Annotated in this window: 8 protein-coding genes; 6 read left to right on the forward strand and 2 right to left on the reverse strand. The window is 63.8% G+C overall.

Translation table 11 applies throughout. The features are described from left to right. Positions 1-73: 73 nt before the first annotated feature. The gene (locus tag GUY37_RS07610; RefSeq protein WP_166824075.1) at positions 74-1,288 is read right to left on the reverse strand and encodes an ABC transporter substrate-binding protein; all 1,215 of its coding nucleotides are present in this window, start codon (positions 1,286-1,288) and stop codon (positions 74-76) included. A gap of 446 nt (positions 1,289-1,734) precedes the next feature. Between GUY37_RS07610 and GUY37_RS07615 the strand changes: the two genes are divergently transcribed. Beyond that, a complete protein-coding gene (locus tag GUY37_RS07615; RefSeq protein ID WP_166824077.1) occupies positions 1,735-2,478 on the forward strand; it encodes an SDR family oxidoreductase in 744 nt (247 codons plus the stop codon). A 90-nt stretch (positions 2,479-2,568) separates the two neighbouring features. Next, positions 2,569-3,768 carry an acetyl-CoA C-acyltransferase gene (locus GUY37_RS07620; protein ID WP_166824079.1) on the forward strand — a complete coding sequence of 400 codons (1,200 nt, stop codon included), beginning with the start codon at positions 2,569-2,571 and terminating at the stop codon, positions 3,766-3,768. A 381-nt stretch (positions 3,769-4,149) separates the two neighbouring features. Here the strand turns inward: GUY37_RS07620 and GUY37_RS07625 are convergent, their stop codons facing one another. Then, on the reverse strand, positions 4,150-7,113 hold the full coding sequence (locus GUY37_RS07625; RefSeq protein ID WP_166824081.1) for an HNH endonuclease signature motif containing protein: 2,964 nt from the start codon (positions 7,111-7,113) through the stop codon (positions 4,150-4,152). Between the two features lie 561 nt (positions 7,114-7,674). Between GUY37_RS07625 and GUY37_RS07630 the strand changes: the two genes are divergently transcribed. From GUY37_RS07630 to GUY37_RS07645, 4 genes are all read left to right on the forward strand, one after another. Further along, positions 7,675-8,991 (forward strand): MATE family efflux transporter, encoded by a 1,317-nt coding sequence (locus tag GUY37_RS07630; RefSeq protein WP_166824083.1) that lies wholly within the window; start codon positions 7,675-7,677, stop codon positions 8,989-8,991. Beyond that, positions 8,988-9,869, forward strand: coding sequence for a GNAT family N-acetyltransferase (locus tag GUY37_RS19155; protein ID WP_228278426.1), 882 nt, complete (start codon positions 8,988-8,990; stop codon positions 9,867-9,869). Before GUY37_RS07630 ends, GUY37_RS19155 begins: the two co-directional genes overlap by 4 nt. Positions 9,870-10,144: 275 nt before the next feature. Then, entirely contained in the window at positions 10,145-11,359 is a 1,215-nt protein-coding gene (locus GUY37_RS07640; RefSeq protein WP_166824085.1) for a metal-dependent hydrolase family protein, read from the forward strand. A gap of 216 nt (positions 11,360-11,575) precedes the next feature. Beyond that, a complete protein-coding gene (locus GUY37_RS07645; RefSeq protein WP_166824087.1) occupies positions 11,576-12,079 on the forward strand; it encodes a DedA family protein in 504 nt (167 codons plus the stop codon). Positions 12,080-12,138: the final 59 nt, after the last annotated feature.

Consider the following 12,138-nt stretch of genomic DNA (forward strand, 5'->3'; position numbering starts at 1 on the left):
TCTGCAGGCATGAGTGCGGCCCGGGGTGAGGCAGATCGAAGAGCCTCACCCGCGGATGTGCCGCAGACGGGAATTACTTGTCGTCGGATACCTGTTCGATCGGCACCTTCGTGTACTTGCCGTCCTCATCGAGGAAAGTTGCCTCCAGGTTGGGATTGAGGAGGTGGCCCTGTTCCGTGATCTCATCGGGGAAGCCATTGACCTTGTACTTGTCATCGACTTCCGGCAGCGCTTCACCGATGGCTTCGCGGATCTTCTCGGGGTCGTCCGTCGTCCCCGCGACCTCCATCGCCTTCGCGATGATCGCAATTCCTTGGTAGTTCAGCGCCGTCTCGCTGGTCGGGACCTTCTTGTCACCGGCCTTCTCCGCGAACTTCTTCAGGAAGTCCTCGGTGCCCGGATCCTCATATTCGGAGACGGGCAGGACTCCGACCGAGTTCTTGAGATTGTCGAGCTTCGTCACCGTCGCCATCTCATCCAGTTTCGCCTGATCCATGACGAGGAAGCTGCCCTCGAAGCCCTGCTTGCGAGCTTCTTCCATGATCAGAGCAGTCGGTTGGGACGGTCCGCCGACGAAGATCGCGTCAGGCTTCTCTGCCAGGGCTTTCGAGACGGGGCCTGCGAAGTCGGACACGGTGGCGTAGTCGACGCTGTTGTCTCCGCCGACCTTCCCACCTGCTTCGCTCCACGCGTCCTTGATCGACTTCGTCCACTGCTGCCCGTACTCACTCTGGGTACCGAGCAGAGCGAGCTTCTTGCCTCCGTGCTCCATGGCGGTTTCGGAGAACTCCTCAGCGTAGGATTCGAAGTTCGGAGGAATCATCATCGTCAGAGGGTTGTCCGCCTGCATGATCGCCGGATCCGAGGTGTACGCAGAGATGAGGAAGTTCGACCTGCCGCTGTTGATCTGCTGAATCGCCTTGATCGCTCCGGCGTTCGGCGAGACGACGACCGGGGCCTTGTCCTGATCTGCCAATCGTTGTGCATTGCTTGCGGCAGTGGACGGCGCGTATTTGTCGTCGAGGGACTTCAGCTCCAGCGTGACGGGATTGCCATCGACTTCGACACCATCTGCATTGAGGTCGTCGATGACCATCTCGAGGCCGATCTTCACATTCTCGCCGTAGGCGGCACCCCCTCCGCTGAGCGGGCCGGTGTAGCCGATCACGACTGTGTCGCCCTCGCCTGAGCCACCACCGCCGCCGCATGCTGTGGCAGTCAGTGCGATCGCACCCAAGACTGCTGCTGCCGAAAGTCCGCGGCGGCGACTTCGCGAGACAGAGTTCATCTTTTCTCCTTTGAAAAGCTCTTGGAACGTGACCGTTCCACACGGTGTCCGAGTCGTCGTCAGTGACAGTGCTCGGAGTCGTCGTCAATCCGAAATGGACTTCGACTGATGTGAACACTTCCAAATCACCCTGGTGAAGTCAATGGTTTTGGGCTAGATTTTTGAACGTTCGATAATCTTCAGGGCCGAAGCAGGATCGGGGAACATCAGTCGAGGTCGGGAGACATGCGAGCCGAGATCTGTGATTGGAGTTCGAAGTGCCGAAGCCTTCGACACGGCTAAATGTCTGACAGGTGAGCAATCAATCGTTCAGTGTCAGAATTGGTCTAGAGTGGGCATAGATGCATGGGAGACCTCTGTCACATCGGATCCCATGCAGACGCGAACCGCAGTTGCGACTCGGTTCCCCACGGCAATGACGCACTATCATCTTGAGGAGCTTGTTCATGACTCGTACAGCAATCGTCACCGGTGGAGGCCGCGGCATCGGCGCCGCCATCGCCAAGCGGCTCGGAGCCGACGGACACAAAGTCGCCATTCTCGATATGGGCCCCACCGATGAGACTGTTGCCGCCATCAGGGAAGACGGTGGCGAAGCTCTCGGCCTCGAAGCCGATGTCTCCGATGAGGACTCGGTCAATGCTGCGGTCAAACAGGTCGCCGAGACCCTGGGCGCGCCGACCGTTCTGGTGAACAACGCCGGCATCCTGCGCGACAACCTGCTGTTCAAGATGACGCACGAAGAGTTCACCAAGGTCCTCTCCGTCCACCTCGGCGGCGCTTTCCTCATGGCTCGGGCCGTACAGTCGTACATGGTCGAAGAGAAATTCGGCCGCATCATCTCGATGTCCTCCACCTCGGCACAGGGCAACCGCGGACAGACGAACTACTCCGCCGCCAAGGCCGGTATCCAGGGCATCACAAAGACCTGGGCGATCGAGCTCGGCAAGTTCGGCATCACTGCGAACGCCATCGCTCCCGGCTTCATCGAAACCGACATGACCAAGGCGACTGCTGAGCGAGTGGGTATGGGCTTCGAAGAATTCGTCGAAGCGTCGGTCAAGCAGATTCCTGTCGCCCGTTCGGGCAAGCCCGAGGATATCGCCCACACGGCGTCGTTCCTCGCCTCCGAAGGCTCCGGATTCGTCTCCGGCCAGGTCATCTACGTTGCCGGCGGACCGAAGGACTGACCGTCAGCATCACCTACGAACTTCCGGTTCGAAGCTCGATATCCGACGAACTCGCAATGCGCTGTTCGACAATGTGGAAGGGACAGACCCATGAGAGAAGCAGTCATCGTCTCGACGGCGCGCACGCCGATCGGCAAGGCATACCGCGGTGCCTTCAATGACACCCAGGCCCAGGAACTCGCGGGCCACGCGATCAAGCATGCCGTGGAGCGTGCCGGCTTGGAAGGAGGCGAGGTCGAGGACGTCGTCTTCGGCGCGGCTCTGCAGCAGGGCAGCCAAGGTACGAATGTGGCTCGGCAGGCAGCTCTGCGGGCCGGCCTGCCTGTGACGGTTCCCGGAATGTCGATCGACAGGCAGTGCTCATCGGGGCTGATGGGCATTGCGACTGCGGCGAAGCAGGTCGTCTTCGACGGCCAGGAGGTCGTCGTCGGCGGAGGTGTCGAATCGGTCTCACTCGTCCAGAACGACATGATGAACATGTTCAGGGCAAAGGATCCGTGGCTCGAAGAGAACGTTCCCGGAATCTACTATCCGATGTTGGCCACCGCCGAGGTGGTGGCTGAGCGCTACGGCGTCAGCCGTGAGGCACAGGACGAGTACTCTCTGTCCTCGCAGCAGCGGACCGCCGCTGCTCAGGAGGCCGGCCGCTTCGATGAAGAGATCGTTCCTCTGCCGACGACGAAGGTGGTCGTGGACAAGGAGACGAAGGAGACTTCGCGACAAGACGTTCTTCTCGAAGCCGACGAGGGCAATCGTCCGTCGACGACTCTGGAAAGCCTGGCCAGCCTCAACCCGGTGCTCGAGCCTGGTGTGGCGTCGAAGGTTCCGAGCATCACTGCCGGAAACGCGTCTCAGCTCTCCGACGGCGCGTCGGCCTCTGTGGTCATGTCCAGCGACGAGGCCAGCAGGCGCGGACTCGAGCCGATGGGCATCTATCGCGGCATGGCTGTGGCCGGCTGTGCGCCCGACGAGATGGGCATCGGCCCAGTGTTCGCGATCCCGAAGCTGTTGAAGACTCAGGGCCTGTCGATCGACGACATCGGTCTGTGGGAACTCAATGAGGCGTTCGCCGTGCAGGCACTGTACTGCCGTGACCGTCTCGGAATCGACCCGGAGAAGTACAACGTCGACGGCGGTGGAATCTCAGTCGGTCATCCCTACGGAATGACGGGTGCCCGCCTCGTCGGGCACGCTCTCATCGAGGGACGTCGTCGCGGAGTGAAGTACGTCGTCGTCACGATGTGCATCGGTGGCGGACAGGGCGCAGCCGGACTGTTCGAAGTCTGCTGAAGCATCCGGTCAGCCGTTCAGCAGGAACTTTGCAAGGGCCGATCGCTTGAAGCGGAGAGACGGTGCTGCTGAAACGGCGCGGATGTGCTGCTGGAACTGCGTGGCAGTGCTGCTGGAACTGGGTGGCAGTGCGGCTGAGAACGAAGGGCCGACGATATTCGGGTGGATTCTGATCCTCATGTCGTCGGCCCTTTCTGAGTTCACCATCGGCGCGGAGCCGGTCTTCTTGGTGATGCTCAGTCGGTGTAGTGTGCACGTCGCGGCATTGTTGTGCGTATGACGAAAGCCTGGGCGGCCGTGCGGAGACCGCCTTGCTGGAGTCATCTCAGAATGGTGGGGACTCGCCGGAGTTCCAGCAGAGACAGCCTTGCCGGAGACATCTCAGAACGGAGGGGGCTCACCGGAGTCCCAGAACCAGTCGCGCAGCTCGGTGCTGTCATCGTCTGCCTGCGCTGGGCCGGAGGTTTCGCTGGCATTGCACGTCGCAGTCTTGGGGGTGAACGCGCAGAGATCCGCGGCATCGAGTTCCCTCCAGCCGGGGTTTCCGTCGGCCGCAGCTGGTTCGGGGCATGCTCGCGCCTGCTTCCGATCACCGGGGGCGGGGTGATCAGCGTCTGCATGGACGTTGCGGGCAGACGATGACTCAGCGTCTGCATCGACGTTGTGGGCAGACGATGCTTCAGCCTCAGACGGTTGCTCAAGGGCTGAGGCATTCTCATCGGCAGGTGGGCGCTCGGTGCCCGACTGCTCCGCAGTGACTGCTCGAGCCGGACATGACCGCGCACTGCCGAAACGCTCGAGGAACAGCCGCGCGTGTTCAACGCTGATGGGGTTATCCGGGGAGACGACCTCAACGGTGGCACCCTTGCGGAAGACGTACTCAAGGTGGCCGGGCTCGGCCATTCGTACGTCGAAGTTTCCGTTGGTCTTCTGCATGTGGTGGGCCTTGCACAGGCAATGGAGGTTGCCGAATCGGGTGAGACCGCCCTGACTCGGATCGGAGTGATTGAATGGATCGATATGGTCGATCTCAGTCACCTCGGCAGGTTGAGTGCACCCGGGGAAGGTGCACGTCACGAACTGAGCGACGAGGGTTTTGCGAACGCTGTTGGGAATTGCGTAGGACGTTGCCTTCGCATCGACAGGTGTTCCCGTCGCGGGGTCGGTCAGCATCCGGGTCCATGTGGTGGAGTAGCCGGCGACCCGCCTTGCCATGTCGGCCGGGATCGGTGACCCGTCGGGCAGCATACCCGCCAGATCGCACACCTCGTCTGAAGGCAGCGGTCCGTCAGGAGCTGTCGGCTCGGTGGAGAGCGTGGGCGTTGGGGCTGAACGGGAGTTCGCAGGTGCGGATGCCGGCGACATCGAGTTGGTGGGTGCAGACGCTGGTGGCGTTGGATCTGCAAGCGGTGAGGTTGATTCGGTTGGTGGTGGCTGCTGCTCGGTTGGTGGCGGCGCAGGTGGCTGGGCGGACTGCGGCGGCGGATCGTCGTCGTTCGATTGGAACTGACTGAGCAGAGTCAGCAGAGGAACGGTGATGAAGGTGCTGGCCTGATTCGCCAGCCAATACTCGCCGGTCGGCATGTCGAGAAGGAACTCGAAGCTGATGCGGCGCTCGCCCATATCGCGGATGGGATTGCCGAAGGCGTCGGCAGCACCCGATGTCGCAGCTCCGGTTCCCGCGGCAGCGGGGCGAGTTCCGCTGGCACGCGAGCCGATGAGAGCTGAGAGCGCTTCGGACGTGTCACGATCCGTGGTGCTGTTGCTGCTGAGGATGGCCTCGAGGAGCTGGGATTCGAAGGTGCGGTCGGCCGGTGTGGTGGGCGCCGTCCGGATGGACTCACTCCACAGGGTGGAGGTTGCGTGGGCGGATTCGCCCTGCAAAGTGCAGGTTCCGTGAGCGGAATCACCCTGCGATGCGGACGCCTGGTGGTCGGCGTCACCCTGTGCGGAGTCGGCCGAATCTATCGGCGCATGTTGTTCTGGTCCCGCGTACCCGGTTTTGTCCATGTCGTCGAATACCCGCTCGATGTAGTCGAGGAGGGACTCACCATCGTGCATCGGAGTGCCGTCGGGGCCGGCAAAGAGTCCGTCGAGGGAGAAATCAGTGCTTGTCTCCGTGCCGTCGGACTCGTTCGAGCTGATGATGCGCAGCTTCAGCTGCGGGCGTGTGCGGGTGAGAATGTCGAACATCAGCGCCGAGATCGAACGCTCCTCATCAAAGCAGTCTCCCGCCTTCAGCTGAGTCGAGAACGCACTCGTATTGTTCTTATGGACGGCCCGTGCGAAGGCATCGAGCCTTCTGAAACAGGCCTGAAGTTCGGGCGCTGGCCCGGTCAGCGTGAGGTAGGCAGTTCCATCGTCGCCGGTGCTGAAGTCGACTCGACGCCGCAGGGCAACGCTTTCCACAGTGTCCTCGGAGGGCTGAATCACGGAGATCTGCAGAGCGACCGAGCGTTTGAACGTCTCGATCGTGATGTCGGCGCGCCTGTGAGCCAGATAGTCGTCGAATGCCGGCAGGTGTTCGAAATGCAGGTCACGACACGCGCGAGTCACACAGTCGACGTGCTCTATCGTGAAGTCCCCGTCCAGGCACCGCTTGAGGAACTTCGGCAGTCCGTGGGTCAGCGTCATAGACGAGGTCATGTGCCTCAGCGAATTGCTCGTCGTTGCGCCGAGAAGGCTCGAATACACTCCGGCCTCGGTCGGTTCGATATTGCCGCGCAGCCACGTGAAGAAGGTCAGCTTCGGGTCGTAGCCGGGAAAGTCAGGCAGGAGAGCGGGGTCGGTCAGCAGCTCCACGGCCAACTTCCACACTCGACGACGGCGGCGGCCGGCGGCGCGGTCCTTCTTCCGGCCCCTATCTATGCCGATCTTCGTCCCGGTTTCGGCTTCGACCTTGGCGACTGCCTGTGTCCATGCGAGTGTTTCTCTGCGTGTCCAGGTTCTGCGCGACGAGAACGCGTCGTCGGCGGGAACGTCGACGGTGCAGTCGTTGCTGTTGGGCTCAGCATCGGCTCCCTTGTTCTCGGGTAGTCGGTGGCGCGCAGCAGTCCTGGTGAAAGACGCGAACTCATAGACCGAGTCGGGCTGACTGCCCTTGAGCCCGAGGGCATAGGCGACGTCCTGAGCGACGACATGACTGGTGGCGATGAAGGAATTGATCTGTGCGAGGCTGCTCTGAGCATAGGCATTCAGCAGGTCGACGAGCTCATTGTCCTCGGCAATCTCCAAGCGACGTCCATGAGCCCGGCGGAATTGGGACAGGCTCCGGCCATCTGCCTTCGCAGGGGGAGCGGCAGGCAGGCTCGATGCCCGTCCGTCGTTGTCTCCGATGTTCCTCATCGGGCTTTCACCTCTCCACGCCTCTGTGGAAGTTGATCGTCGGGGAAGTCACCTATCTCAATTATAAGGTCTAGAGATAGGTATTAATGTCACAATACGATTACAAATAGAACGAGAGCTCGAATACTGGAAGTGCAAACTGGTTAACCTGCCTCTGGATCGGTATTGATCTATTTGTCCTCTGACTCTACATTTCGGCACTGACACGAAAGTGGGATGAGTTTTTCGTCGGTTGGCGTCGCATCCGTGTATCGCCGTTCGAGAATGGCGGGTATCGCCAGTGCTGGACCGCCCCAGCCGACCTGGGACCGCCCCAGCCGACCTGGGACCGCCCCAGCCGACCTGGGACCGCCCCAGCCAGCCTCGCCGGCGCCGAGCGTGCCAGCCCCAGCCGACCCTGCCCCGCCCTAGTCAGCCGGGCCGGCTCCGACCCCGGCACGCTCCAGCCGGCCCCGTCGGCTCCGAACCGGGCGCGCCCCAGCCAGCCTGCCGGCCCCGACCCTCGCCCGCCGACCAGCATCCACCCGGTCTGCGCGGATCGGGTTCGCTAGAATCGAGGACGTGGCAGCGATCGACAAAGACATTCTCCGTTTGGCTCTCCCGGCGCTCGGAGCACTGATCGCCGAACCCATCTTCCTGCTCACGGACACGGCTATGGTCGGCCACCTCGGTGCCGGTGCCCTGGGATCGCTGGCGATCGCCTCGACGATCCTGCAGACGGTGCTCGGTCTGATGATCTTCCTGGCCTATGCCACCACACCACGCGTGGCGAAACGGATGGGATCGGGCGACCGACCGGGCGCGATCACGGCCGGATTCGACGGAATCTGGCTGGCACTGGGCACCTCGGTGCTGCTCATCATCATCGGACTGCCCCTGCTGAATACAGCGATCGACGCATTCGACCCGGATCCAGCGATCACGGACGGTGCGCATTCCTACCTGGCGATCTCATGGTGGGGTCTGCCGTTCATGCTCATGGTCATCGCGGCCACCGGACTGCTGCGCGGACTCCAGGACACGAAGACCCCACTGGTCGTCGCGGCTGCCGGGTGCATCGCCAATATCGGACTCAACGCACTCTTCATCTACGGCCTCGACATGGGTGTCGCGGGATCGGCGATGGGCACGGTCATCGCGCAGGCCGGAATGTGCGCGGTCTACCTCACCATCTCCATCCGCGCAGCCCGCCGCCTCCACGCAAGCATCCGCCCCGACTGGACAGGCGTGTTCACCTCGGCGAAGACCTCCGGGTGGCTGCTGGTGCGCAACGCCTCACTGCGTGCGGCCCTCATCCTCCTCGTGTTCCTGGCGACGGCGATGGGCACGACAGACCTCGCCGCGATCCAGGTCGCTCAGAGCATCTTCTTCGCGCTCGCGCTCGCCCTCGATTCCTTGGCCATCGCGGGACAGGCGATGATCGGCCTCGAGCTGGGCGCGAAGAACACCGAGGCGGTCGCCGCAATCAACCGCCGCCTGTGCCTGTGGGGGATCGTCTTCGGCATCGTCGTCGGCATCGTCCTGTTCGCCGGCTCCGGAGTCATCCCCCGCGCCTTCGCCTCCGACCCTGCGGTGGTGTCGGCGCTGGCCGCGCTTCTGCCGGTGCTGGCTCTGAGCATGCCGATCGCCGGGTACGTCTTCGTCCTCGATGGCGTGCTGATGGGAGCCGAGGACGCGAGGTACCTGGCTCTGGCACAATTGGTCGCTGTGATCGGTTACGCGATTCTGCTCGTTCCGATCATCAGCATCTGGCCGGGAGCCCCCGGGCTCTGGGCCGGCTTCTGCATCGGATTCGTCGGTTTCCGCGCCCTGACACTGGGCTGGCGAGTACGCAATCGTGCGTGGATCGATCGCGCCGTCGAGAAAGGAATCTCATGACTGCTGAGAAGAACGTCGCGAATGATTCGCAGAACACCTCCGCCGCGGCGGCCGCCGCCTCCCTGCGCGGACGGATCCGTCCGCTGACGGCCGAGACCGACGACGAGACCTTCCTGCCGTTCATCGATCTGTGCTTCAACTGGTCGATGGACAGACCCCGCATCGAGATCGACGACCTCCGCCACCGCAGCGATGCCGTCTTCTACTTCCGCGACTGGGGCCGCGACGGTGACATCGCCGTCGCCGCTCATGCCGAAGCCGATGCGCAGTCGCCGATCATCGGACTCGCCTGGGTGCGTCTGGCCGATATCACCGATGTCATCGGGAGAGCCGATGAGCGGGTGAGTGGGGACTTCGCCGCGGCCCTGGACAAGACGGGCACGGAGATCGTCCGCAGCGAAGTCGTGCCCGAGGCCGACTCGGAGACTGACTCCAAGGCCGACTCGGGGACCGACTCCGGGACCGACTCCGGGACTGATTCGGGGGCCGACCCCGGGTCAGATGCGACGGCCGGGACTGCACCCGGGATTGGGGTTGCCGCCGGAACGGACGGAGCCGCCGAGGCGGACGACGGAAGCGCGAAGACAGCCGTCGCCGATATGACGCCGACGGACGATCAGGTGCCCTTCACCGGGTACGGCTGGGTCGCAGCCGACATCCCCGAGCTCTCGATGGCCGTGCTGCCCGACCATCAGGGGCAGGGAATCGGCGGAGCCCTCCTCGACACAGTCTGTGCGTTGGCTCGGATGAGCGGCTTCCCCGCCGTGAGCCTGTCAGTCGAAGACGGCAACGGTGCGGCGAAACTCTACGCCGATCACGGTTTCGTGTCCGTCGGACGCAACGGCGACGCGGACGTGCTCGTCCGGCGACTCGGCTGAAGCGCGGCCGAATCTCAAGGCAGCCGGGTGAACCTCAAAGCGGCCGGCCGAACCTCAAGGCAGTCGGCGATACCCCAAGGCAAAGAGCCGACCCCTAAGGCAGCTTCGGGAGTTCGAACTCCTCGAGCCAGGGAGGAACCACCTCGGCGATATCGCGTTCGGCCACGTCGGAGACGCAGCCGAGCCGTGGTCACGACACAGACGTCCGTGATAGATGTGAGTAGACGGTCGTCCACGGCCGCCCAGCTGATTTTCAACGATGAGGAGCACGCCCCATGACCACAGTCCTGACCCATGCCACCGTCTTCGACGGAACCCGCTTCCTGCCCGGGACCCGGGACGTCGTCATCGACGGGGGACGAATCACCTCGGTGGCGGAAGGGGGACAGGGATCGCACAACGCCGGAGACGACTTCATCGACTGCACGGGGAAGACGATCATCCCCGGAGTCATCGACTGTCACGTCCACCTCACGAGCTCCGGTGCGGCATCGACCTCGAACTTCCATGACCCGTTCTCGCTCCAGTTCTATGGTTCCGTCGCCAATATGGAAGCCACGCTCAAGGGCGGGGTGACCACGGTCCGCGACGCCGGCGGCACCGACCTCGGCGCGAAGGTCGCCGTCGAGACCGGCGTGGTCCGCGGGCCCAGGCTGAAGATCGCGGTCAACATCATGTCGCAGACCGGCGGTCACGGCGACTTCCGCCTCGTCTCCGGAGCCGAATCGCCGTTCCTGGCCCCGCACCCCGGGCGACCCTCAGGCGTAGCCGACGGACTCGAGGGCGTGCAGAAGAAGACCCGCGAACTGCTCCGGGCCGGCGCCGACCACATCAAGATCTGCTCGACCGGGGGAGTGCTGTCGCCGCGGGACGACCCCCGCCACTCCCAGTTCACCGAGGCCGAGATCGCCGTCATCGTCGCCGAGGCGGCCGCCCAAGGCGCTCATGTCATGTCCCATGCCCAGGGAGCACCGGGAATCAAGAACGCCGTGCGCGCCGGGGTGCGCTCGATCGAACACGGCATCTACCTCGACGACGAAGCCATCGACCTCATGCTCGAACACGGCACCTGCCTCGTCCCGACTCTGCAGGCCCCGCAGGCCGTCATCAAGGCCGCCGACACCGGTGCGGGCCTGCCCGCCTCCGTCGTGGAGAAGGCCCGTCGCGTCGTCGAAGCCCACCAGGAGTCGATCGCCCGGGCCCACGAGGCAGGAGTCCCGATCGCTCTGGGCACCGACGCCGGAGTCGGCCCGCACGGGGAGAACCTCGAAGAGATCAGCCTGCTGGCCGAGGTGGGACTCTCCACTGCAGAGGCGCTCGCCGCCGGAACCTCCGTGGCAGCCCGCCTGCTCGATGACGATCGGGTCGGTCACCTCAGCGAGGGCGGACTGGCCGACCTCGTCGTCGTGGACGGTGACCTGCGCACGGCCGACGTCCGCGGAATCGAGTCCCGAGTCAGCGCCGTCTACCTCGAAGGCGAGCTCGTCTGAGCGGGTCAGCTGATCGCAGCGCCGCCGAGGCGGTGCCCGGCGTTCCCCGGCACCGCCTCGTGCCTGCGCGAGAAGCAGGACCTCCTCGGCGAGTGAGATCCGTCTCGACCGATCGTCCGCTGAGGGAAACCTAACCTAACAGGGTTATGATGGGAGAGATCAGAGCCGCAGCGCAACAGTGCGGCGGGAATGTCCGGAAGGGAGTGCGCCTCAACGATGAATCCGCTCGACTGGTCGTTTCCGATCGCCGTGACCTGGCTGATCATGTTCGGCATCATCATCTGCCGCGCTGGCGGCACCTTCCTCCTCGGACGCTTCGCCCGCAAGGGGATCCGCAAGTTCGACCGGGTCGAGAAGATCATGGCCGGACCGAAATACCGGCGCGCCGAGGACACGATCGACCGCTTCGGGGCGTCCGTCGTGGCACTGAGCTTCCTCACCGTCGGACTGCAGACTGTGGTCAACCTCGCCGCCGGAACCACGGGGATGCGATACCGACGCTACGTCCCGGCGCTCGTCATCGGCGGTTCGCTGTGGGCGCTCATCTACTCGACCGTCGGCTTCCTCGGCTTCAAGGCGGTGGCCAGGGCCTACCAGGCCGAACCGGGACTGACCGTGGGGCTCGGCCTCGTCTTCGTCGTCGCGGTCGTCGGTCTGCTCATCGGGCTGCGCAAGGATCGATCTCCCGCCGAGGAGGCGGCCGCCACCTCGGCGAACTGATCGTCGCGGTTGCACGTCCATCCCGATCCGAGTTCCTCCTGCTGCCCTGTTCGGCGCCC

The sequence above is a fragment of the Brevibacterium limosum genome (genome assembly GCF_011617705.1).
Taxonomy (GTDB): Bacteria; Actinomycetota; Actinomycetes; order Actinomycetales; family Brevibacteriaceae; genus Brevibacterium; species Brevibacterium limosum.

Excerpts from the sequence above, each read along its gene's own strand:
- GUY37_RS07610 (WP_166824075.1), bottom strand. The coding sequence starts at position 1,288 with ATGAACTCTGTCTCGCGAAGTCGCCGCCGCGGACTTTCGGCAGCAGCA.
- GUY37_RS07615 (WP_166824077.1), top strand. The coding sequence starts at position 1,735 with ATGACTCGTACAGCAATCGTCACCGGTGGAGGCCGCGGCATCGGCGCC.
- GUY37_RS07620 (WP_166824079.1), top strand. The coding sequence starts at position 2,569 with ATGAGAGAAGCAGTCATCGTCTCGACGGCGCGCACGCCGATCGGCAAG.
- GUY37_RS07625 (WP_166824081.1), bottom strand. The coding sequence starts at position 7,113 with ATGAGGAACATCGGAGACAACGACGGACGGGCATCGAGCCTGCCTGCC.
- GUY37_RS19155 (WP_228278426.1), top strand. The coding sequence starts at position 8,988 with ATGACTGCTGAGAAGAACGTCGCGAATGATTCGCAGAACACCTCCGCC.
- GUY37_RS07640 (WP_166824085.1), top strand. The coding sequence starts at position 10,145 with ATGACCACAGTCCTGACCCATGCCACCGTCTTCGACGGAACCCGCTTC.
- GUY37_RS07645 (WP_166824087.1), top strand. The coding sequence starts at position 11,576 with ATGAATCCGCTCGACTGGTCGTTTCCGATCGCCGTGACCTGGCTGATC.